The sequence below is a fragment of the Geobacillus sp. DSP4a genome (genome assembly GCF_013096875.1).
Taxonomy (GTDB): Bacteria; Bacillota; Bacilli; order Bacillales; family Anoxybacillaceae; genus Geobacillus; species Geobacillus thermophilus.
The window spans coordinates 1-22751 of sequence record NZ_SDLD01000045.1 but is presented as its reverse complement, the minus strand read 5'-3'; the positions used below and the strand labels follow the sequence as shown (position 1 = coordinate 22751).

The 22751-nt window shown below is 53.6% G+C and carries 21 protein-coding genes, 2 rRNA genes and 2 riboswitches; of the genes, 5 read left to right on the top strand and 18 right to left on the bottom strand.

Annotated elements, in window-relative coordinates; genetic code table 11:
• Positions 1-134: 134 nt before the first annotated feature.
• From ETC02_RS13945 to ETC02_RS13925, 5 genes are all read right to left on the bottom strand, one after another.
• Positions 135-1460: an NCS2 family permease gene (locus ETC02_RS13945; protein ID WP_044742397.1), complete on the bottom strand. Its 1326-nt coding sequence runs from the start codon at positions 1458-1460 to the stop codon at positions 135-137.
• Positions 1461-1550: 90 nt separating this feature from the next.
• Positions 1551-1652: riboswitch (purine riboswitch) on the bottom strand.
• A gap of 88 nt (positions 1653-1740) precedes the next feature.
• The gene (gene guaA / locus ETC02_RS13940) at positions 1741-3273 is read right to left on the bottom strand and encodes a glutamine-hydrolyzing GMP synthase (RefSeq protein WP_050368746.1); all 1533 of its coding nucleotides are present in this window, start codon (positions 3271-3273) and stop codon (positions 1741-1743) included.
• Between the two features lie 62 nt (positions 3274-3335).
• A riboswitch (purine riboswitch) is annotated at positions 3336-3437 on the bottom strand.
• Positions 3438-3477: 40 nt separating this feature from the next.
• The gene (locus ETC02_RS13935; protein WP_050368111.1) at positions 3478-5640 is read right to left on the bottom strand and encodes a DUF4129 domain-containing transglutaminase family protein; all 2163 of its coding nucleotides are present in this window, start codon (positions 5638-5640) and stop codon (positions 3478-3480) included.
• Positions 5637-6812, bottom strand: a complete 1176-nt coding sequence (locus ETC02_RS13930; protein ID WP_044742400.1) for a DUF58 domain-containing protein — start codon at positions 6810-6812, stop codon at positions 5637-5639. Before ETC02_RS13930 ends, ETC02_RS13935 begins: the two co-directional genes overlap by 4 nt.
• Positions 6813-6817: 5 nt before the next feature.
• Positions 6818-7774, bottom strand: coding sequence for an AAA family ATPase (locus ETC02_RS13925; RefSeq protein ID WP_050368110.1), 957 nt, complete (start codon positions 7772-7774; stop codon positions 6818-6820).
• Positions 7775-7902: 128 nt separating this feature from the next.
• Between ETC02_RS13925 and ETC02_RS13920 the strand changes: the two genes are divergently transcribed.
• Positions 7903-9126: an Nramp family divalent metal transporter gene (locus ETC02_RS13920; RefSeq protein WP_171698354.1), complete on the top strand. Its 1224-nt coding sequence runs from the start codon at positions 7903-7905 to the stop codon at positions 9124-9126.
• A 134-nt stretch (positions 9127-9260) separates the two neighbouring features.
• Here ETC02_RS13920 and fumC read toward each other — a convergent pair whose 3' ends face one another.
• On the bottom strand, positions 9261-10631 hold the full coding sequence (gene fumC / locus ETC02_RS13915) for a class II fumarate hydratase (protein WP_050368108.1): 1371 nt from the start codon (positions 10629-10631) through the stop codon (positions 9261-9263).
• A gap of 113 nt (positions 10632-10744) precedes the next feature.
• Here fumC and ETC02_RS13910 point away from each other — a divergent pair, with 113 nt between their 5' ends.
• Positions 10745-11164 carry a hypothetical protein gene (locus tag ETC02_RS13910; RefSeq protein WP_047817703.1) on the top strand — a complete coding sequence of 140 codons (420 nt, stop codon included), beginning with the start codon at positions 10745-10747 and terminating at the stop codon, positions 11162-11164.
• 167 nt (positions 11165-11331) lie between these two features.
• On the opposite strand, the gene groL is transcribed toward ETC02_RS13910, so the two are convergent.
• Both groL and groES read right to left on the bottom strand, forming a co-directional pair.
• Positions 11332-12951, bottom strand: coding sequence for a chaperonin GroEL (gene groL, locus ETC02_RS13905; protein WP_050368107.1), 1620 nt, complete (start codon positions 12949-12951; stop codon positions 11332-11334).
• A 118-nt stretch (positions 12952-13069) separates the two neighbouring features.
• Positions 13070-13354 carry a co-chaperone GroES gene (groES, locus tag ETC02_RS13900; RefSeq protein ID WP_033010033.1) on the bottom strand — a complete coding sequence of 95 codons (285 nt, stop codon included), beginning with the start codon at positions 13352-13354 and terminating at the stop codon, positions 13070-13072.
• Between the two features lie 360 nt (positions 13355-13714).
• On the opposite strand from groES, the gene ETC02_RS13895 reads away from it, so the two are divergent.
• Together ETC02_RS13895 and ETC02_RS13890 are read left to right on the top strand one after the other, a co-directional pair.
• A complete protein-coding gene (locus ETC02_RS13895; RefSeq protein WP_044742383.1) occupies positions 13715-14449 on the top strand; it encodes a CPBP family intramembrane glutamic endopeptidase in 735 nt (244 codons plus the stop codon).
• Positions 14446-14625 carry a YdiK family protein gene (locus tag ETC02_RS13890; protein WP_033010036.1) on the top strand — a complete coding sequence of 60 codons (180 nt, stop codon included), beginning with the start codon at positions 14446-14448 and terminating at the stop codon, positions 14623-14625. Before ETC02_RS13895 ends, ETC02_RS13890 begins: the two co-directional genes overlap by 4 nt.
• A gap of 64 nt (positions 14626-14689) precedes the next feature.
• On the opposite strand, the gene tatC is transcribed toward ETC02_RS13890, so the two are convergent.
• The 4 genes from tatC to moaC are packed head-to-tail and all read right to left on the bottom strand — an operon-like array spanning position 14690 to position 16775.
• Positions 14690-15439 carry a twin-arginine translocase subunit TatC gene (tatC, locus tag ETC02_RS13885; protein WP_033016804.1) on the bottom strand — a complete coding sequence of 250 codons (750 nt, stop codon included), beginning with the start codon at positions 15437-15439 and terminating at the stop codon, positions 14690-14692.
• A gap of 20 nt (positions 15440-15459) precedes the next feature.
• Positions 15460-15612, bottom strand: a complete 153-nt coding sequence (tatA, locus tag ETC02_RS13880; protein WP_031406010.1) for a twin-arginine translocase TatA/TatE family subunit — start codon at positions 15610-15612, stop codon at positions 15460-15462.
• Positions 15613-15629: 17 nt separating this feature from the next.
• Positions 15630-16271, bottom strand: a complete 642-nt coding sequence (locus ETC02_RS13875) for a redox-sensing transcriptional repressor Rex (protein WP_033010037.1) — start codon at positions 16269-16271, stop codon at positions 15630-15632.
• A gap of 15 nt (positions 16272-16286) precedes the next feature.
• Positions 16287-16775, bottom strand: a complete 489-nt coding sequence (moaC, locus tag ETC02_RS13870; protein ID WP_033016803.1) for a cyclic pyranopterin monophosphate synthase MoaC — start codon at positions 16773-16775, stop codon at positions 16287-16289.
• Between the two features lie 95 nt (positions 16776-16870).
• Between moaC and ETC02_RS13865 the strand changes: the two genes are divergently transcribed.
• Entirely contained in the window at positions 16871-18802 is a 1932-nt protein-coding gene (locus tag ETC02_RS13865) for an ABC-F family ATP-binding cassette domain-containing protein (RefSeq protein ID WP_050368106.1), read from the top strand.
• Positions 18803-19552: 750 nt separating this feature from the next.
• Here the strand turns inward: ETC02_RS13865 and tsaD are convergent.
• From tsaD to ETC02_RS13835, 6 genes are all read right to left on the bottom strand, one after another.
• Positions 19553-20566 (bottom strand): tRNA (adenosine(37)-N6)-threonylcarbamoyltransferase complex transferase subunit TsaD, encoded by a 1014-nt coding sequence (gene tsaD, locus ETC02_RS13860; RefSeq protein ID WP_050368105.1) that lies wholly within the window; start codon positions 20564-20566, stop codon positions 19553-19555.
• The gene (rimI, locus tag ETC02_RS13855; protein ID WP_033010040.1) at positions 20563-21015 is read right to left on the bottom strand and encodes a ribosomal protein S18-alanine N-acetyltransferase; all 453 of its coding nucleotides are present in this window, start codon (positions 21013-21015) and stop codon (positions 20563-20565) included. Before rimI ends, tsaD begins: the two co-directional genes overlap by 4 nt.
• On the bottom strand, positions 20975-21715 hold the full coding sequence (gene tsaB / locus ETC02_RS13850; RefSeq protein ID WP_047817699.1) for a tRNA (adenosine(37)-N6)-threonylcarbamoyltransferase complex dimerization subunit type 1 TsaB: 741 nt from the start codon (positions 21713-21715) through the stop codon (positions 20975-20977). The genes rimI and tsaB overlap by 41 nt, the downstream gene beginning before the upstream one ends.
• On the bottom strand, positions 21712-22170 hold the full coding sequence (gene tsaE / locus ETC02_RS13845; protein ID WP_033010045.1) for a tRNA (adenosine(37)-N6)-threonylcarbamoyltransferase complex ATPase subunit type 1 TsaE: 459 nt from the start codon (positions 22168-22170) through the stop codon (positions 21712-21714). Before tsaE ends, tsaB begins: the two co-directional genes overlap by 4 nt.
• 226 nt (positions 22171-22396) lie before the next feature.
• A 5S ribosomal RNA gene (gene rrf, locus ETC02_RS13840) occupies positions 22397-22513 on the bottom strand.
• Between the two features lie 105 nt (positions 22514-22618).
• Positions 22619-22751 (bottom strand): 23S ribosomal RNA (locus ETC02_RS13835); the annotation flags it as partial.

Sequence of the window (22751 nt, the reverse complement as noted above, 5' to 3'; positions counted from 1 at the left end):
TGAGTGTCTTATGCTCTAGCGGCGAAGTGGACACGCCTCAAAGAATAAGGATTGCTTGAAGCAGTCAAACTTCTTTGGAAGCCCCCACTTCAAATTTTCGCTAGAAAATTAAGTGGGGGTAGTTCACTCCTCTTCTATTCCCGCAAAAAGACGAAGTAGCAGATAAAGACGACAAACAGGACATACAACAACGGATGAACGTCTTTGCCGCGGCCTTTCAACAGCATCGTGATCGGGTAAAAGATGAAGCCGACAGCGATGCCGGTGGCAATGCTATAGGAGAGCGGCATCGTGATCAAGGTGAAGAACGCCGGCACGGCGACTTCGAACTTTTTCCAGTCAATTTCGCCGATCGACGAAGCCATCAACACCCCGACGATGATGAGCGCTGGTGCGGTGACCGGTGCGGTAATGACGCTCAGGAGCGGGGAGAAGAACAGCGCCAGCAAGAACAAAATCCCCGTCACGACCGCGGAAAACCCGGAGCGTCCTCCAGCAGCGACGCCGGCCGACGATTCGATATACGATGTCGTCGTCGATGTGCCAAACACCGCCCCAACCATCACCGCTGTCGCGTCAACAAGCAACGCTTTGCCGGCGCGCGGCAGTTTGTTGTTTTTCAACAGCCCGGCTTGGTTGGCCACTGCCAAAAGGGTGCCGGTCGCATCGAAAAAGTCGACAATAAAGAATGTCAAGACGACGCCAAGCATTTTCAGCGAAAGAATATCTGGCAAGTGTTCAATCGCGACGCCGAACGTCGGGGAAATGTCCGGGATCGCGCCGACAATTTGTTTCGGCACTTCAATCAGTCCGAAAATCATGCCAACGACAGCCGTAATGACCATGCCGTAAAAGACGCCGCCGTTTACCTTTTTCACCATTAAAACAACGGTGATGAACAATCCGAAAATGGCGAGCAGCGTATTGCCATCCTTCAAATCGCTCAATCCGACCAGGGTGGCGTCGTTATTCACAATAATGCCGGCGTTTTGCAGGCCGATGAACGTGATGAACAGCCCAATTCCGGCGCTGACGGCATATTTCAGTTCAACGGGAATGGCATCGATGATTTTTTCTCGAATGCCGGTGAGCGATAAAATCGTAAAAATGATGCCGGAAACAAACACTCCCGCCAAGGCCGTTTGCCACGGAATGCCCATATGCAAGACGACCGTGAAGGCGAAGAAAGCGTTCAGCCCCATCCCCGGCGCCAAGGCGATCGGGTAGCGGGCCAGCACTCCCATTAAAATCGACCCGTATGCCGCCGCCAAAGCCGTCGCGACAAAGACGGCTCCTTGGTCAATGCGCAGTTCGTCAGGAAAATCTTTCACCGCCCCTAACGACAAGGTAAATGGGTTGACGAACAAAATGTACGCCATCGACAAAAACGTCGTCAGCCCGGCGATGATCTCCGTCCGATAATTCGTGCCGAGCTCATCAAACTGAAAATACTTTCTCACGTCTGTCCCCCCTATAAAGAATAAAAACGCTTCTGCAGCTACCAGAAGCGTTGACTAAGAAGGAATGACGAACAGAGAGAGGACATCGACTCTCTATTTCACATCCCTCGTAGTCAAGCTATTTACGGTAGCTTGGTAGAAACTCCCGAGCCATATTCCCGGGATTATACGACGGAATTCGACAATATTCATGATTCCACGGCTATTGTATCAGCCTGTCGGTCGCTTGTCAAGAAAAAAGACGAACATTTCTTTGGAAATGCTCGTCTTTTGTTCGTTTTTATTCCCACTCAATCGTCGCCGGAGGCTTGCTTGTAATGTCGTAGACGACGCGGTTGACGTGCGGCACTTCGTTGACGATGCGCGTTGAAATGCGTTCCAGCACATCCCACGGAATGCGGGCCCAATCGGCGGTCATCCCGTCGATCGAGGTTACGGCGCGGATGGCGACCGTATAATCGTACGTGCGGGCATCACCCATCACCCCGACGCTGCGGATGTCGGGAAGAACAGTGAAATATTGCCAAATGTCGCGGTCCAACCCCGCTTTTTTCACTTCTTCGCGCAAAATCGCATCCGATTCGCGGACGATTTCCAATTTTTCTTCCGTCACCTCGCCAAGGACGCGAATGCCAAGCCCCGGACCCGGGAACGGCTGGCGCCAAACGATTTCGTCCGGAATGCCTAATTGTGTGCCAAGAGCGCGCACTTCGTCTTTAAACAGCGTATTGAGCGGTTCGATCAGTTCGAATTTCATATCTTCCGGCAAACCGCCGACGTTATGGTGCGATTTGATCGTTTGCGCCGTCGCCGTGCCGCTTTCGATAATGTCGGTATAGAGCGTCCCTTGCACTAAAAATTCAATGCCTTCAAGCTTCGCCGCCTCATCGTCAAAGACGTAAATAAACTCGTTGCCGATGATTTTCCGCTTTTGTTCCGGGTCTGTGATCCCTTTTAGTTTCGCCAAAAAGCGCTCTTTCGCATCGACTTTGATGACATTCATCTGGAATTGCTCACGGAACGTCTTCATGACGCTTTCCGCTTCGCCTTTGCGAAGAAGGCCGTGGTCAACAAAAATGCAGGTGAGCTGATCGCCGATGGCGCGGTGCACCAATACAGCCGCAACCGACGAGTCAACCCCGCCGCTTAAGGCGCACAACACTCTTTTTTCGCCCACTTGTTCGCGAATGCGACGCACCTGCTCATCGATGAAGTTTTCCATCGTCCAGTCGCCCCGGCAGCCGCATACATCGAAAACGAACTTCTTCAACAAATCGTTGCCGTAGACCGAGTGGCGCACTTCGGGATGAAACTGCACTCCATACCACTTCCGCCGTTCATCGCTCATCGCTGCGATCGGGCAGGAAGGGCTTGTGGCATCTACGACAAAGCCGTCAGGCGGAGCGGTAACCAAATCGCCATGGCTCATCCAGACGACTTGTTCGTCCGGCAAACCGTGGAACAACAGGGAGTCATGTTTCACTTGAATGAGCGCCTTCCCGTACTCGCGGTGCGACGCCTTTTCCACTTTGCCGCCTAAGTGGTGCGCCATCAGCTGCATCCCGTAGCAAATCCCTAAAATCGGCAGCCCGAGCTCAAAAATCGCCGGGTCGCACCGAAACGCCTGCTCATCATATACGCTGTTCGGGCCGCCGGAAAAAATGATCCCCTTGGCGTTCAACGCGCGAATCTCGTCGGCGCGAATCGTATGCGGATGCAATTCGCTGTACACGCCAAATTCACGGATGCGGCGGGTGATCAGTTGGTTATATTGGCTTCCGAAGTCCAATACGACGATCATTTCTTGATTCATGTTCTCCACCCCGTCCAAAAAATAAACGCTGCCGTTGCCCAAAACGTGGATGAAGGCAGAATAGCAGCGTCTTCTGCCTTCATAGTCGGGCCGTTTACGGCGGCCCGGTAGAGACGCGCAAGCCATATTCTTGCGCTTATATGAAGGGCTTTCGTCTATCCGTATGCAAATTTGAATTCATTCTATCAACTTGCCGGCAGGCGGTCAAGAGATCGTCCTTTTTATTAAATTTTCCCACAATTGGCGCGCCTCACGGAAATCGATCCGACTGCTGTTTGCGCCGTAGACCGCTTGTTCATACGATTTGGTCAGCCGTTCCATTTCATCGGTTTCGAATAAACGATCCACTTGGATGGCATACTGACGCAACGTTTCCTCTTCTTTTCGTTTCAGCCCGTAGTCATGCAGCTGACGCAACAATGCCAAGTAAGCGGGGACAAGCCATTCCGGGCCGTCAACTTGGCGGCGGCGGAATCGAAGGAGCGTAAGGCGCGGCCACCATTTTCGTCTTGTCGTGTAAATCGTTCCGCCCAATGCCGCTAGCATCGCGAACACGCCCAGCACCATTTGCCATGACCAACTGTCGGCCAGCTTCTCCCACCAATGGCGGTCTTGCTCTGGCGATGATCGTTTGATCAATTGTTCGAGCGGCACGCGCGGCTGTTCCTGTGGTTCCGGCTGCGAGGGCTGCGCTTGTTGCTCCTCATTCTGTTGAGAAAGTGAAAACGCATACGGGTTGACAAACCCCCGCGTTGGCTCAAACGGCACCCAGCCGACGCCTTCAAAATACACCTCAACCCACGCATGAGCGTCATGGTTGCGGATTTCGTAAAGATTTTCCCCGTCTTGCTCGCTGACCAGCCTTCCGGACGTATAGCCTTTCACCCAGCGCGCCGGAATGCCGAGCGAACGCACGAGCACGACCATAGAAGTCGAAAAATTGTCGCAATACCCCCGTTTTGTTTCAAATAAAAATTGATCGACGTAATCTTCGTTCTCTTTTGGAACGGCGACATCCTTTGTTTCGTACGTATATTGCCCAAGTTGAAAATACTGCTCAATGGCTCTCACTTTGTCGTAAGCCGTCTGTTCTCCGGCGGCGATTTGCTTCGCCAAGTCGCGCACCCTTTGCGGAAGCGTCTTTGGCAACTGCGTATATCGTTTCAACAGAAGAGGGTCTCGAACTGGGGGCGCGGCGCGCAACGCCGCAATCGGAAAATCCGGCTCCCAATAGGTCAATGAATACTTGCCAACAGGGAACGCATTCGCCCTGTCATCGGTCGTATAAATTTTCTCTGTCGCCACATCCATGCGGTACACGACCGGTTCGGCTGCTTCCACCCGCCGCAACCCAAGCGGATAAACGAGATGAAACCCTTGATCGCGCCGCTCGATCTCCGCCTTTTGCTCCACTGTCTCAACTTGATCGCTCCACCATTCATACTTGAGCTCTTCGCCGTTGGCAAACGAGCGGACTTGCTCGCTCGGAAACACTTCCCATCCCTTGCCGGTGTAAATATCTTTCATCTCAATCCGCCAGTAATGAAGCCCTCGATCTTTCGCCGTAAAGACGACGGTATCATCCGCGATAAACGGCCCGCCGAGGCGGGAATCATTCTGTCCGTATCCCACTTTTGCCACGCCAGGAGAAGGTGAGTCATCGTTCGTTTCTTCCGGCTGGGCATGATCGCTGCGGATAAACGCAACCGGATCCGGCCATTGGGGCGGCAGCTTTGGTCCCGCATACCCAGCCGCCAAAGCAGCAGCCGGAATGAATAGAGCGGCCACCCGCCACGTTCCGATGCGAAAAGACGGCGCTTTTGCCTGCAGCCGCTCGCCATGCAGCCAAACGAAGGCGAAAAAGCCAAGCGCCACAAGGCGAACGATCGCGTCGTTCCCGCTATACGGAAAAAACGTATCAAGCACAGCGATATACCCAACTGTCAATGCGTATGGGACAAACCACCGTTTTTTCTGGACAATCAGCCAATGAAACAGAAACGAGATGGCCCATAGCAGCAGAAAAAAGGCAAAGGTGCGCACGGCATCGCTCGGCATGGACAAGCGTCCCCCCTGCAGCCAAGCCGCGCCATCCCGCCATAAGGCATACGGCAGCGAGGCGGCCGAATGGAACGAAAACAGCCAAGCGAGCGACCACCATATATATCCCGCTTTCCCCAAAGCGGACAGCCAGATCGGAAGGCGGAGCCAATACATCCCGAAGCAAAGGGCGACAAAGGCCGCAAACACTCTAATATGCGCTGTATCCGTCACGTCTTCCAACGGCCAAAGCCATTCCGTGAGCAGCCAAGCCGCTAGGACGTTGGGCAGCATAGCAGACAACTTCCTTGTCCCTAACCGCCTCATCCGTCTTCTCCTCCTTGCCGGACAGTTTGCCATGATTGAGGGGGCATGTGGGATACGTGCACCCCCGCATGGCGGAGTCCGTCCGCCCACCTCCGCTCGTCCTCTCCCCATTCACGGTTGACCACATACAACACTATGCAGCGTTTTGACGCCATCGCTCGCAGCTGCGCAGCCAACTCGGCGGATAACCTCGACGTCACGACCACGCAACCGGCCGCTGTTCTCCAGTTCCCCTCCTCCGCCAATTGAGACGCAAGCGGCGCTGATCCGTTCGCCTCCGCTTCCGCCAGACGGAGAAGGAGCGACGGCCACTGCTCCTCGCTTCGCCGCGGCGCTAAATAAGAACGGGCTTTTCCAGTCACGAGCAGGCCGACTGGGACTCCTTCATCGATCAACGCTTTCGCGATGGACGCCGCCAGCGTGACAAGCTCCTCAAACCATGGCGATGCGGCGCCGTCGAGCACGACGATCCAATCGTCATTGCGCGGCTCATCGAACTCTTTTGTCATCAACGCTTGCCTTCGCGCTGACGCCTTCCAATGCACCCACGACATTTTGTCACCGGGCGCGTACTCGCGGGCGCCGGCCGCCACCGCCAGATCGCGGCGGTAAGCAAGCGGGCGGGCCGCTTTTCCATAGGCGAACCATTCACGCACCATTTCTGCCGGCCAAGGCCAATAGCGGGGATACACGATGATCGTGCACGGCGCCGAAAACGATTCTGCTTTGTTCACAAAGCCGAGGGCGTCAGAAGCCTCGAGGCGCACGATGTCCAACTGATGGCGGCCGCGCGGCAACGAGAGCGACCACGCACAAGAAAGGCGGCGTCGAAACGGCCACGCGGCCATCGCCCCTCCATGCCGCGGCTCCTGGCCCGAAACGGTGAGGGCAGCGGGCGGAATCGCCCAAGGCAGCTCCATGCGGACCGTCACCGGAATCGGTTCTCCTGCATGATAGCGCTTCGCCGGCACCGTCCGGCTCACCGCAACGCGTCTGATCGGATACAAGGCGACGGCAAACGCATGCAGTCCAAACGGCAAAAAGCTGTAAAACAAAAACCAGCTGACAAATCCGCCTTGAAACATGGCGTAGGAAAACAAGATGGCGGTCAACAGCAACAATCCAACAAGCGGGAGCCAACGCCTCCCCTTCTTCATTCGCTTCGCGTTCATCGCTTTTATCGCCGTCCTTGCACCGGCACCGGCGTACGGGCTAGAAGCTGTTTGATGACGGCAGCGGCGTCAAGCTTGTCCCATTTTGCTTCAGGACGAATCAAGAGACGGTGGGCGAGCACATGCGGAGCGAGCTGTTGCACATCATCGGGGATGACAAAATCGCGGCCATGGATGAACGCGTACGCCTGCGCCGCCTTCATCAAAGCGACGGCCCCGCGCGGACTGACGCCCAAATAGACCGCTTCGTGCACACGGCTTTGCTGGATGAGATCGACGATATACCGCTTCACGGTGTCGCTCACATGCACGCCCATCACCTTTCGCTGCAGAGTGAGCAGTTCATCAAGCGGCATCACCGGCCCGATCTCCGAAAGCGGCGCCGCTTTTTCGAGACGGTTTAACATTTCGATTTCCTCATCGGGAGACGGATAGCCCATGTGCAGTTTCACTAAAAACCGGTCAAGCTGGGCCTCGGGGAGCGGGTACGTTCCTTCATATTCAATCGGATTTTGCGTCGCCATCACCAAAAACGGCTGCGGCAGCGCCCGGGTGACGCCGTCAACGGTCACGCTTCCTTCTTCCATCGCTTCCAGGAGCGCCGATTGCGTCTTCGGCGACGTCCGGTTGATCTCGTCCGCGAGCACGATGTGGGCGACAATCGGTCCGGGTTTATACTCAAATTGCTGTGTTTTCGGATTGTAGACGGAAACGCCGATCACATCGCTCGGCAGCAAATCCGGCGTAAACTGAATGCGCTTCAGCTCCACGTTGAACGATTTCGCCAGCGCACGCACCAACATCGTCTTGCCGACGCCGGGCACATCCTCGAGCAGCACATGGCCTCTGGCCAATAACGCTGTTAAGCTGAGGATGATGACGTCGCGTTTTCCGACGATGACTTGCTCAATGTTGCGGACCACCTTTTCAAAAGGGGGAAGCAGCGGCTCGTAAATCGCCATGACATCAAACTCCTTTTATAGTAATGAATGGGTCTTTCAGCGGTAGACAAGACGCAGTTTATACTATTACTATAATATCGAATATACGGAACTTTTGGAATCCATTTGCAACAAGGGGGAAGAGAAAAATGGGGAAATCGAAGTGGACGATGATCGGCCCGGGGCTGATCGTCGCAGCGACCGGAGTCGGGGCCGGGGATTTGGTGGCCGCCCTTGTCGCCGGAACGAACTACGGCCTTGTCTTTATGTGGGCGATCATCGTCGGTGCATTGTTCAAGTTTGTGTTGAATGAAGGGGTCGGCCGTTGGCATTTGCTCAGCGGCAAAACCATTTTCGAAGGCTGGCAGTCAATGGGGAAATGGGCCTCAATCTATTTTGGCGTGTACGCCATTATTTGGGGATTCGTATACGGCGCGGCCGGTACGTCATCGTGCGCCTTGGCGATGTCAGCGATGATCCCGTCCATTCCGCTTTGGGCGTGGGCCGTCATCCATGGGGTGGCTGGCTTTGCGATTACTTGGTCCGGCCGATTCCAATTGTTTGAGCGGGTCATGAATGTGCTCGTCGGGCTCATGTTCATTACCGTGGTCGGCTCGGCGCTTCTTGTCCTGCCGCAGCTCGATGATCTTTGGAAAACGGCCGTTCCGGATTTGCCGAAAGGGTCGCTTTTGTATGCTCTCGGGCTGATCGGCGGCGTCGGCGGCTCTATCACCATGGCGTCATACGGATATTGGCTGCAGGAAAACGGCTGGAAAGGGCGAGCTTACGTATCGCCGATGCGCTATGATTCCGCTGTCGCTTATATTGTCACCGCCATCTTTACGTTGTCGCTTCTCGTGCTTGGGGCCGCCTTGTTGTACGGCACTAACACGACGATCAGCGGCGAGCAGGGGCTTGTGTCATTCGCTTCGATCATGGGCAACGAGCTGCACCCGGCCGCCCGTTGGCTCTTTTTGCTCGGCTTTTGGTCGGCGTCATTTACATCGGTCATCGGCGTTTGGAACGGCGTTTCGTATTTGTTCGCCGATTTTGTTCGCAACATGCAGAAAACGCCGGTTGGCGCCGAATCGCTCAACCAGTCAAAAGCGTTCCGCTTCTACGTCTTTTGGCTCACCTTCCCGCCGATGCTCTTGCATTTCATCGGCAAGCCGGTCGGACTCATCATCGCCTACGGGGCGCTCGGCGCGCTGTTTATGCCATTTTTGGCTGTGACGCTTCTTTATTTGCTCAATTCGAAAAAAGCGCTTCCGGACGAAGGGCGCAACCATTGGCTCTCGAATGCGCTGCTCGTTCTTTGTCTGGCGCTGTTTGCCGTCTTGTCGATTAATGAACTCATTCGCCTGTTTGCTTAACATTTGCCCGGTGCAAAGCAGCCAGCTGGCGGCAGGAGGCTGTCTCAATGGAAAAACGCTCATCCCTTGAATCGGGATGAGCGTTTTTGGCCCGCCTATTCGCTCACGGCTGATCTACCCGTCGTTTTGTGCCGCTAAATCATCTTCTCCGGCCTCACCCATTCTTCGTACTGCTCAGCTGTCACATACCCGGTTTTCAATGCCGCTTCCTTGAGCGTCAACCCTTCGCGATGGGCGAGCTTCGCGATTTCCGCCGCCCGGTCATAGCCGATATGCGGGCTCAGCGCCGTCACGAGCATGAGCGACCGCTCTACGTATTCTTTCATTTTCGCTTCATTCGCCTCCAACCCTTTGGCGCACCGCTCATCAAACGAACGAATCGCATCGCCGAGCAGCTGCACGGACTGAATGGCGTTATAGGCGATGACCGGCTTGAACACATTTAATTGGAAGTTGCCTTGGCTTGCCGCAAAACCGATCGTGGCGTCGTTGCCGAACACTTGAACAGCGACCATCGTCATCGCTTCGCTTTGCGTCGGATTCACTTTCCCCGGCATGATCGAGCTCCCCGGTTCATTGGCTGGAATCGTGATCTCCCCGAGCCCGGAGCGCGGCCCGCTCGCCAGCCAGCGGATGTCGTTGGCGATTTTCATCAAATCGGCAGCGAGCGCTTTCAATGCCCCGTGGACGTAAACAATCTCGTCATGGCTGGTCAACGCATGGAATTTGTTTGTTGCCGAACGGAATGGATAGCCGGTTTGCGCCTTCAGCTGCTCGGCCACTTGTTCGCCAAATCCCGGCGGCGCATTGATTCCGGTTCCGACCGCCGTGCCGCCGATCGCCAAATCAAGCAGCTTCTCACTCGCTTCGGTGATCATGGCCTTGCTTTTTTCCAGCATCGTCCGCCAGCCGGAAATCTCCTGCCCAAATGTGAGCGGCGTCGCGTCTTGCAAGTGGGTGCGCCCGATTTTGATCGTCTTTTCATATTGGCGTTCTTTCGCAGCGAATGTTCCGATCAAGCCATCAAGCGCTGGCAGGAGATGTGTTTGGATTTTCATGTAGATCGCGATATGCATCACCGTCGGGAATGTATCGTTCGAGCTTTGCGACATGTTGACATCATCGTTTGGGTGAATGCGCCCCTCCCCGTCACCTAGCAGCTCATTCGCCCTCCTCGCCACGACTTCGTTGACGTTCATATTCGTCTGCGTCCCGCTTCCCGTCTGCCAGACGACGAGTGGAAAATGGTCATCCCATCGGCCCGCCAAAATTTCCTCGCACGCGGCCACAATCGCCCGCTGCTTCGCTTCGCTCAGCTTTCCAGCCTGATGGTTCACGATCGCCGCCGCCTTTTTCAGCTCGGCATAGGCATAAATGAGTTCAAGCGGCATTGTTTCTTTGCCGATGCGAAAGTTTTGCCGGCTTCGCTCCGTCTGTGCCCCCCAGTACTTATCAGCCGGCACCTGCACCTCACCGAGCGAATCGCGTTCAATCCGCACGTTCATTTCATTCTCCTCCTTTGGATATCGCCTTTCCATTTCTAATTTTACCCAAAATCACAATCGACAATGAAACAAATGAGCAGGCAAAACGTCTAACTGAGAAAGGGGAAAACGACATGAAAAATAGATGGCTATGGCTCCTCATCGCTGTATGGCTGTCCGGTTGCCAATCGGGCGACATCCAACCGCCTGACTTACGATTGGCCGTCGACGGAGAGACAATCGACCACCGCCTCGGAACATATACATGGTCAACAGGCGGCCGCGGAGTCGTGGCCGACGCTGCCGCCCCGCCGCTGCTCGTGAAAAACATGAATCCCCATCCGGTTGCCCCTGGGGCAAAATTACACCTCCAATTTGACGACCGCCCGTTGACGATCGAAGCGGGTGTATGGAACGGCGGAGATGCCGACTGGCGCCCGGTGCAAAACGGAATCATTCCTCTTCCGGAAAAGAAAGGGGCATACATTTATGCCATTCACGCCTCTTGGAAAAAAGGGAATGCGATTTATGCGTTTTTCATTGAGGTGCGATAACTAGCACAGCGGAGGAAAAGGTGCAATAGAATAGCGATATGAGGGAGAAACAACAGCTGCCCTTCACCCGATCAGCGGCTGTAAGAACACCTGGCTGAGGCATATATAGTCAAAAAGAAAAAGAACACCGGGGAAACCCCCAGTGTTCCAAGGCTTTTGCGGCGAGATTACATCATGCCACCCATATCCGGCATGCCCGAATTGCCGCCTTTGTTTTCTTCCGGTTTGTCGGCAACGACCGCTTCTGTCGTCAAGACCATGGCGGCGACAGAGGCAGCGTTTTGCAGCGCCGAGCGAGTGACTTTCGTCGGGTCAACGATACCAGCTTCGATCATGTCGACCCATTCGCCTGTTGCCGCGTTGAAGCCAATGCCCGGTTTTTCGTTTTTCAGGCGCTCAACGATGATCGAGCCTTCCAGACCAGCGTTTTGCGCGATTTGACGAACCGGTTCTTCGATCGCGCGCAAGACGATTTTCACACCCGTTGCTTCATCGCCTTCCGCTTCGATGGCCGCAACTTTGCTGTAGACGTTCATCAACGCCGTGCCACCGCCAGCGACAATGCCTTCTTCAACCGCAGCACGAGTCGAGTTGAGCGCATCTTCAATGCGCAGTTTGCGTTCTTTCAATTCCGTTTCTGTCGCTGCGCCAACTTTGATGACCGCTACGCCGCCAGCGAGTTTCGCCAAGCGTTCTTGCAGTTTTTCGCGGTCGAATTCGGACGTCGTTTCTTCAAGCTGCGCACGGATTTGGTTGATGCGCGCTTTGATGCGGTCCGAATCGCCAGCGCCTTCGACGATCGTCGTCGTTTCTTTCGTAACAACCACTTTCGACGCACGGCCGAGCGAAGCGATCGTGGTCGATTTCAGTTCACGGCCAAGCTCTTCGGAGATGACTTCGCCGCCTGTCAAAATCGCGATGTCTTCGAGCATCGCTTTGCGGCGATCGCCAAAGCCAGGCGCTTTGACAGCTACCGCATTGAATGTGCCGCGCAGCTTGTTGACAACAAGCGTTGCGAGTGCTTCGCCTTCGACATCTTCCGCAATGATCAAGAGCGGACGGCCTTGTTGCACGACTTGCTCAAGAACCGGTAACAGCTCTTGGATGCTCGATACTTTTTTGTCCGTAATCAAGATGTACGGATTTTCGAGAACAGCTTCCATTTTTTCCGTATCTGTAATCATGTACGGCGAAACGTAACCGCGGTCGAATTGCATCCCTTCGACAACGTCGAGTTCCGTCGTGAAGCCTTTCGATTCTTCAAGCGTGATGACGCCGTCATTGCCGACGCGTTCCATCGCTTCAGCGATCAATTGGCCGACTTCTTCGTCAGCAGCCGAGATCGCAGCCACTTGGGCGATCGATTCTTTTCCTTTGATCGGTTTGGAGATGGCTTTTAATTCTTCAACCGCTACCGCTACCGCTTTTTCAATCCCGCGGCGGATGCCCATCGGATTGGCGCCAGCTGCCACGTTTTTCAATCCTTCACGGATCATCGCTTGAGCCAATACGGTAGCCGTTGTCGTCCCGTCCCCAGCGATGTCGTTCGTTTTGCTGGCGACTTCAGCGACCAGTTTCGCGCCCATGTTTTCAAACGGATCTTCGAGTTCGATTTCTTTCGCGATCGTTACCCCGTCGTTCGTGATGAGCGGAGAACCGAATTTTTTCTCCAATACGACGTTGCGGCCTTTCGGACCTAATGTGACTTTCACTGCGTCTGCGAGTTTGTCCACCCCGCGCAACATCGCACGGCGCGCTTCTTCGCTGAACTTAATTTCCTTTGCCATACCCCGTTACCTCCTTATGAATTTGTTTCACTGCATGCCGTGAAAAAGGTAAGTATTCGTGTCATAAAGTTAAGGATATGTCCGTTTTCCGGAATGTTTATGTGGTGAACGCAATATATTAGCGGATGACAGCCAAAACATCGCTTTCGCGCAAAATTAAGTATTCTTTTCCGTCGTATTTTACTTCCGTGCCGGCGTATTTCGAGAAAATGATGCGGTCGCCGACTTCAACTTCCGGCGCAACGCGTTGGCCGTTGTCAAGCACGCGGCCTGCACCGACAGCGACAACACGGCCTTCTTGCGGCTTTTCTTTCGCCGTATCCGGCAGCACGATGCCGCTAGCCGTTTTTTCTTCAGTTTCCACGACTTCAATGACAATGCGATCGCCTAATGGCTTCAACACGGGAAACAACCTCCTTAACGATAGTTTTCGCCGTTCTTATTAGCACTCATCATTATTGAGTGCTAACACACTTATAATATTAATGAACTCTTCTCCGTTTTGCAAGTAGGAAATACAAAAAAATAACTGTTTTTCTTTCATGCGCGAAGATAAGGAGAAAATGGGATAACAAGCTGTCAGGCCCCAGATCAATCGGCGCACAAAATCCATTTTCATTATTGCACATTTCTAACATCAATAAACAACGCTAGGCAATTTTTTTGTGGCGGCCGCGCCAACCACGGCCGGCGCGCTTTTCTTATCATTTCGCCGAACATGTGCTACAATACGGATATATTTGAAATAAAGGGGTAAAACGATTTGAAGCGCCGTTACTGGTATGTCATCATCACCTATATCGCCATGCAGCTGTCCTCCTTTGTCGGTGTGCCGCTCCTTCGCGCCCTCGGCGTCGGCCAAGGCGCGCAAACACGTCTCGAAGCAGCGAAAATTGCCTCCGGCTATTGGGCGGTCATCAGCTTTTTATTGGCTTTTGCCATCATTTTATGGCTGCTGCGCGGCGACCGCGATGAACGGACAATGCGGCGGCTGCCGCTCGCCTCGTCATGGATGTGGGCGATCTCGGGCGTCTTTTTGGCGCTTGCCGCGCAAAGCGTTGCCGCCAACATCGAATGGCGTCTATTGGGCATTGAGCCGGGCTCGGAAAACACAAGGCAAATCATCGACATCATCCGCCTGACGCCATTGCTCGTCGTCGTCACGTCGGTCATCGGCCCGGTTTTGGAGGAACTCATCTTCCGCAAAATCATTTTTGGCTCGCTTTATGAAAAATACAACTTTTGGTTGGCAGCGCTGGCCAGCTCGCTTCTGTTCGCTCTCGTCCACATGGAGCCGGAGCATTTGCTTTTGTACACATCCATGGGGATGGTGTTCGCCTTTTTATACGCCAAAACCGGACGCATTTTCGTGCCGATGTTCGCCCATGTAGCAATGAACACGTTTGTCGTTGCCGTTCAAATTTTGTTGGCTGATGAATTGGAAAACATGATGCGCCAAGCGGAACTGCCGCTGGCCATTTGGAGGATTTGGCTATGACGCGCCATCCGCGGCTGTTTTCTGTTCCGTATTTCATCTTGGGCTTCCTGTTTACGTATTTGGCGATCGAAAGCGTTCATGAAACGATTTGGAACGTCTCAACCATCGCATTGGCGGCGCTGGCCGCTTTTGATTTCGGCACCGCCTTTCGCTTGTTCTTCACACCGAGACAATAAAACCCTCCCCATTTGGGGAGGGTTTTTGCCTGGCGCCGTATGAACCGTCCTCTTGATGCTGCCCTCAATATGGATCGCCGCTTCCTTCCTCCGCCGCTAATTGCGCCTTTCGATAGCCGATTTTGGCAACCCAGATGCTCCCCTCATACAAAAGCGTCAGTGGAATCATGACGATCACTTGCGACAACACATCCGGCGGCGTAATGGCGGCCGCTAAAATAAGCAGCGCCAAATACGCATACTTGCGGATGCGAACAAGAAGCTGCGGCGTAATAAGCCCTAAGCGGGTGAAAAACAGGACAACAATCGGCAGCTGAAACACGATGCCAAACGGCAGCACGAGCTGCAGCAAAAACTGAAAATATTCGTTAATGCCGATCATCTGTTGAATGCCGAGCCGTTCCGCCAGCTGATTCATAAACCGGACGACAAATGGAAACAAGACGAAATACGCAAAACCAACCCCGGCTAAAAATAGAATGATCGATGCTGGAATGTAGCTGAGCGTTGCTTTCCGCTCTTTTTCATACAGCCCCGGACTGACAAACGCCCAAATTTGATAGAGCAGCACCGGAGCGGTCAGTACAGCGGCGATGACAAAGGCAAACTGAAAATACACTTTAATCGGATCGGTGAGGCGGAACGCGTTCATCGTCAGCTGTTTCGCTTCCGCAGTGTGCTGCAAATACACAATGACGTCATCGACAAAAAAGAAGCTGGCTACAAGCGCCGCAACGAAAAAGAGAAGCACGATGATCAGCCGTTTCCGCAGCTCTCCGAGGTGTTCATACACGGACATTTCTTTGTCATTCATCGTTTCCCCATCCTGCCTTGTCATCGGTCGGTTTTTGTTTCTTCGTCATCAGCGAGCCCTTTTGTGGCGTCTTTAAACTCGCGAAGCGACTGGCCGAACGACCGCCCCAACTCCGGCAGCTTTTTCGTGCCAAACAGCAACAAAATGACAAGAACGAGCAACAAATATTTCATGTGTTGTTCTCTCCTTTTTACGATGGCGATGGATAGTTTTTCAAAAAATAGACGAGCGACTGCAGCTCAATGGCTAAATCGATATGATGGACGCGAATATGGTTTGGCACGTTCAGCCGCGCCGGAGTAAAGTTTAAAATGCCTTTAATTCCTTGCGCGACAAGGCGGTCAGTCAGCGCTTGAGCCGCGGCGGCCGGCACGGTTAAAATCGCGACCGGAATGTCGCCGCGAAGCCGCTCCTCCAGCTCATCGAGATGATAGACCGGCACCCCGCCGACTGTCGTTCCGACCTTCCGTTCATCGACATCAAACGCCATGACAATTTTCGTGTTGTTATTTTTCGAAAAGTTGTAGTTTAAAAAGGCGGTGCCTAAATTGCCGACGCCAAACAAGGCGACTTCGGTCACCTCATCCTCTTCAAGCGTCTGGCGGAAAAACGACAACAAATAATTGACATTATACCCGTATCCCTTTTTGCCAAGCGCGCCAAAATACGAAAAGTCGCGGCGAATTGTTGCCGGATCGACTTTCACCGCCTCGCTCAGCTCAGCGGAGGACACGCGCTGCTTCCCTGAGGCATGTAAATTTTTCAAAAACCGATAGTATAACGGCAGACGCTTGGCAGTCGCCTGCGGGATTTTCGGTTGTTCGTTGCTCATCGTTTCATCCCCCAGCTAATCGGTTTTCCGTCGATAATGGCCGGACTTCCCGCCCGTTTTTTCGACCAAATACGTTGGACCGATCGTCATTCCTTTATCGAGCGATTTGCACATGTCGTACACAGTCAATGCGCATACCGAAGCCGCCGTCAGCGCTTCCATCTCCACTCCTGTGCTCCCTTTCGTTTTGACCGTCACGGTAATCACAAGTTTATACGCTTCCGCCTCTTTTTCCCAAGCAAAGGCAATATCGACGCCTTTTAACATAAGCGGATGGCACATCGGAATAAGATCGGCCGTTTTTTTCGCCGCCATGACCCCGGCCACCTGGGCTACCGCCAGCACATCACCTTTCTCAATGGCATTGTTCGTCATCTTTTCGTAAATCTCTTCATTGACGGTGACGCTCGTTCTCGCCACCGCTATCCTGATCGTATCTTCCTTGTTCGTAATGTCGACCATTTTCGCCCGGCCTTGTTCATTGAAATGCGTAAACGATGACAAGACAATCTCCTCCATTTATCACTATACACCATTTTTCGTTATCTGTCTTTGACCGTTTTCGCGACTTACGTTAAACTATTCGCGAGGTGACGGACATGATCATTTTGCAAGTGAATGGAATCACGAAATATTTTGGCGCTGACCTTATTTTATCGAATATAAAACTAGAAATACAGTCCCGCGCCCGCATTGCTCTTGTCGGCCGCAACGGCGCAGGCAAATCGACGCTGCTGAAGATCATCGCCGGCGAACTTTCTTCCGACAGCGGTGAAATCATCAAGCCAAGCCATATCAAAATCGGCTATTTGGCGCAAAACAGCGGGCTCGACTCGTCACGCTCCATTTGGGACGAGATGCTGGACGTATTCGCGTCGCTCCGGGCGATCGAAGCGCAGCTGGCAGAGCTCGGCGCCCAGCTTGGCGACCCGGATCTGCTCGCCGATCCGTCCCGCTACGAAAAAACGCTTCAAGCGTATGACAACTTGCAAGAGCAATACAAAGAACAAGGGGGCTATCAGTATGAAGCCGACATCCGCTCTGTTTTGCACGGGCTGCAATTTTCGTCATACGATTACCAAACAACGCCCGTTTCCTCGCTAAGCGGCGGACAGCGGACGCGGCTCGCCCTTGGAAAACTGCTGTTGGCCAAGCCGGACTTGCTCATTTTAGACGAGCCGACGAACCATTTGGACCTCGATACGCTCACATGGCTCGAGCAATATTTACAGGCATACCCCGGCGCCGTTCTGCTCGTTTCCCATGACCGCTACTTTTTGGACAAAGTCGTCACCGAAGTGTACGAGCTGTCCAACGCGACGCTTAAGCGGTATAGCGGCAATTACAGCCGCTATTTGGAGCTTCGGGCCGAGCAATACGAACAAGAGCTAAAACGATACGAAAAGCAACAGGAGGAAATCGCCCGCCTCGAAGACTTCATCCGGCGCAACATCGCCCGCGCCTCGACAACGAAACGGGCGCAAAGCCGGCGAAAGCAGCTCGAAAAAATGGAGCGGCTTGAACGCCCGGCCGGAGATGAAAAATCAGCTTCTTTTTCTTTTGCGATTGAGCGGCCGAGCGGCCATGAGGTGCTCACCGCAGAGCAATTGACCGCCGGCTATCGCGAAGGCGCACCGGTCATCCGCCAAATCAGCTTTCGCATCACACGGGGGGAGAGTGTCGCCTTGGTCGGACCAAACGGCATCGGCAAGTCGACATTGTTGAAGACGATCGCCGGAAAGCTCCCAGTCCAATCCGGAAAGCTCCGGTACGGTGCAAATGTGAAAATCGGCTATTACGACCAAAACCAGGCGGAACTGTCGACAAACAAACGAGTGCTCGACGAGTTGTGGGACGCCTACCCGGACAAAACCGAAAAAGAAATTCGCACCGTGCTCGGCAACTTTTTGTTTTCCGGCGACGACGTCTTAAAACCGGTTTCCGCCTTAAGCGGCGGAGAGAAAGCACGCCTGGCGCTCGCCAAACTCATGCTGCAAAAAGCCAACGTTCTCTTGTTGGATGAACCGACCAACCATCTCGACCTTGACAGCAAAGAGATGCTCGAGCAGGCGCTTGTCGACTATCCGGGAACGATCTTGTTCGTCTCCCACGACCGCTATTTCATTAATCGCATCGCGACAAAGCTGTTTGAACTCTCGGGTGATGGGCTTGTCGAATATTTAGGAGACTATGACTATTACGTGGCGAAAAAAGAAGAAATGCGCGAATTGGCGCGCCTGGACTCCCACCCACCCGCATCACCGGACAGCGGCGAAACAGCCAAATCCACATACGAGCAAGAAAAAGAGGAAAAAAGACGACAGCGCCAACGGCAGCGCCGTCTGGAAGAGATCGAAGCCGAGATCGCCGCACTGGAAGCACAAATCGCTGAAACCGAGCAGCAGCTGTGCGACCCGTCTGTATACGGCGATTATGAAACCGTGCAGCAGCTCACGCAAGAAAACGAAAAGCGGAAACAGCAGCTTGAAACGTTATTGGCCGAGTGGGAACAGCTCTACGCCTCGTTTTGAGCCAATCCGCTGCCAGGGAACGCCAACACGGGCATCTAGCGGCTTCATGTGCACTGCTCGTGCGCATCACCGCGCCAGGCCGATCACAGGCCAACTCGTTTAGCAGCTTTTTGCCTTGTTCATGAAAGCTGCTTCTTAGGTGAAGGACGATGACTGACAAGAGGGTGTCCCCAAAGGATTGGAACACCCTCTTTCGTTGCATATATATGCTTGCTGTTTCTGCCGCACTAGACGTGCGCCTATCTTGAAGGCAGGCGACCTTTTAGGTCAGCCCCGTTTTTGTGTTAATCACATTATCCACAAAGAAATCCACACTTTTCTGTGCAAAACAGAAGTTATTCACCGACTTTTCCACATTATCCACAACCAATCCCTTTCCTCTATGAAAAAATGATTGTGTATTGCACTCCTCGCCGTTATCATGTTTTTTTTACTTTTCCACATTGTCCACAACCTATGGATAAAAATATGCACAACAAGTCCCCACCCGACGGCCGTTCCGCTTGCCAAACAAAAAAGAGCAGACCGCCTGCCCTAAGCGATCCGCTCTTTAAAAGGATTTTTAACTTGAGAAAAGTGCGTTTTGGGCCAGTTTTTCATGAAATCCCCAACCCCCTAGAAGGCCGGTGACAAACTGCTGTCACGAGCAAATCAACGGCATTTCGCCAAAAAAGAAGGCTGATTCCACAGTTTTTCTCTAATTGAGAAACAAGTGGAGCTAGCAGTATTTTGTACTAAATCACCGACCTTCTAGACAAGCGGCAAGCTTGGATTGGCGTTGAGCGCCAAATCAGCCCGCTTTCCTTGTTGATATAACACAGTTCCCGCAACGGCAATCATCGCCGCATTATCAGTGCATAGCGATAACGGTGGGATGACAAGCTCCACATCGGGGAGCTCTTTCATTTTCTCCTGCAGTGCAGCCCGAAGCCCGCGGTTGGCCGCCACTCCGCCGGCGAGCAGCACTTGCCGCACATTGTACTGTTTCGCCGCCTGCACTGTTTTCGTCACCAGCACATCGACGACGCTGGCCTGAAAGCTCGCGGCCATCTGTCTCGGATCGATCTCCTCGCCGCGCTGCTTCGCGTTGTGGAGCGCATTGAGAACCGCTGATTTTAAGCCGCTGAAGCTGAAATCATACGAACCTTCCTCAAGCCACGCTCGCGGCAAATCAATCACGGGCTCGCCCTCATGAGCCAGCCGGTCGATGTGCGGTCCTCCTGGGTACGGAAGGCCTAAAGCCCGCGCCACCTTGTCATACGCCTCACCAGCAGCGTCGTCGCGCGTCTCGCCAATGACTTGAAACGCCCCGTGGCCTTCCATGTAAACAAGCTCCGTATGCCCGCCGGAAACGACAAGCGCCAACAGCGGAAATTTCATCTCCGCCACGAGCTGGTTGGCGTAAATATGACCAGCAATATGATGCACCCCGACAAGCGGCAACCCGTGGGCAAACGCGAGCGCCTTTGCGGCGTTCACCCCGACAAGGAGCGCCCCAACCAACCCCGGTCCGGCCGTCACCGCAATGGCATCAAGATCGGAAAACGATACGCCAGCCTGCCGCATCGCTTCCTCCATGACGAGTGTAATTTGTTCGACATGATGGCGCGAGGCAATTTCCGGCACAACACCGCCAAACCGCCGATGGCTTTCCATTTGCGACGCCACAACATTCGATAAAATCTCTTTTCCGTTTTTCACCACGGCCGCCGCTGTTTCATCGCAGCTCGTTTCAATACCTAGTACATGCACGTTTTCATTCATGTCAGTTTCACCCACATCACTAGCGCATCTTCAAAATTGTCCGGATAATACCGTTTGCGGATGCCGCCATTGCGAAACCCAAGCTTTCGGTACAACGACTGGGCGACATGGTTCGAGACACGCACTTCCAGCGTCATCGTCGCCGCCCCATGCTGCTTGGCTGTTTCCATAAGGCGGCGCATAAGCGCTTCGCCGAGTTTTTGTCCGCGAAACTGTGGCAGCACAGCGACATTCGTCACATGCGCTTCATCAATCACGAGCCACATCCCCGCATACCCGATGATCCGTCCGCGGTGCACCATGACAATATATTTCGCGTAACGATTGTACATCAGTTCATTATAAAAAGATTCCCGGCTCCACGGCGCGGTAAACGACGCCTGTTCGACTTGCACGACCTCATCGATATCATGAATGGTCATCGGCCGGAATTGCACATCGATCCCCATCGTCCCCGTCCCCTTTTTGTTTCGCAAGCCATTTCGCTTCCGCTTCCGCAAGACGGATGTAATTCGGCACAAACGTATGCGGATTCTCATGTTCTTTCTCTTTTCCGAGCATGATGAGCTCACTTGGCCGCGGCAATGTCAACGGCGGCGGCGTCATGAAAAACCGCCCGCCCAAGCGGCTCCGAAACAGCTCACTATATACCGGCGCATCGGCCCCGATGAACAATACATCCTCTCCCCGTCTGCGTAAATGATCGGCCCACTCGTCCGCCGCCACAATCCGGTCCGCTTCAAGGCATCGGAGCGCGCCGTCCTCGTACCGGTACAACCCGGTGTAAATTTGTCCGCGCCGCGCGTCAAACAGCGGGACGAGCAAACCGGGGAAATACCGGCCGTTAGCGGCGAGCACCTCTAAACTCGAGACGCCGGCTATCGGAATGCCGAGCGACCAAGCGAGCGTTTTCGCAATGGTGACACCGATCCGCACCCCGGTATAAGATCCAGGGCCTTTCGCAACAACAACTAAATCAAGCTCATTGGGCGCCATTCCGCACTGCCGAAGCAGCGACTCAATGGCCGGCATCGCCCGGACAGAATGATCTCTTTTGACACTCGTAACGAATTCCCCTTTAATAACATCCCCATCCGCCACAGCAATGCCTAGCGGCATATTCGATGTATCAATCCCTAATATTTTCATGACGCAAAAATCTCCTTGCATAGCTGTTCATAGCGCCACCCTGACGGCTCAAAGACAAGTCTCCGTTCATCGCCGCCATGGCGAAACAAAGAAACGGTCAGCCGCTCCTCAGGCAGCTGCCCCGCAATCAAATGGGCCCACTCGACAACCGCAACACCATCACCGTTAAAATATTCATCAAATCCGAGATCCTCCCATTCGTCTTCAAGCCGATACACATCCATATGATAAAGCGGCAGCCGCCCATCATACTGCTTGATAATCGTGAAGGTCGGGCTGTTGACGTTTTGTACAATGCCCAGCCCCTCGGCAATCCCTTTCGTAAACGTTGTTTTTCCCGCACCTAAATCTCCCTCTAACGCGATGACCATCCCCGGCTGAAGCCGTTCTCCGAGCCGGCGTGCAACCGCCTTCGTCTCTTCCGGAGAATGCACGGTAAGTTCAAATTGCTTCATGGTATTCCACCTTATTCCATTTTATCATCTTTGCTTCCGCTTTTGAAATTTTACCATAAGGAACGGCAACGTTGCCACTGCCAGCGCCAAAAAAACAGCCATACAAAACAAAAGGACTGCCCTGCTAAGGCCATATTGAGCCTCCCGGGCAGTCCTGAGATCAAACTCGCAAAACAAAAAGAAAAAAGGGAATTAGGCGTGTTGCTACTCCCTGGTGAATAAGATTGCCTAGCAGCGACCTACTCTTGCAGGGGCGCTGGCCCCAACTACCATCGGCGCTGGAGGGCTTAACTTCCGTGTTCGGGATGGGAACGGGTGTTTCCCCTCCGCTATCACCACTAGGCAAGCGATTCAGTTTCGACATCATTTATTATACTTAAAAAATAAATGTTGTCAAGAAGGAAAGTCATTCCTTCAAAACTAGATAACCGTCGGAAGAAGCCGCTTATAGGTCAAGCCCTCGATCGATTAGTATCCGTCAGCTCCACGTGTCGCCACGCTTCCACCTCGGACCTATCGACCTCGTCATCTTCGAGGGATCTTACCCGCCTGACGCGGTGGGAAATCTCATCTTGAGGGGG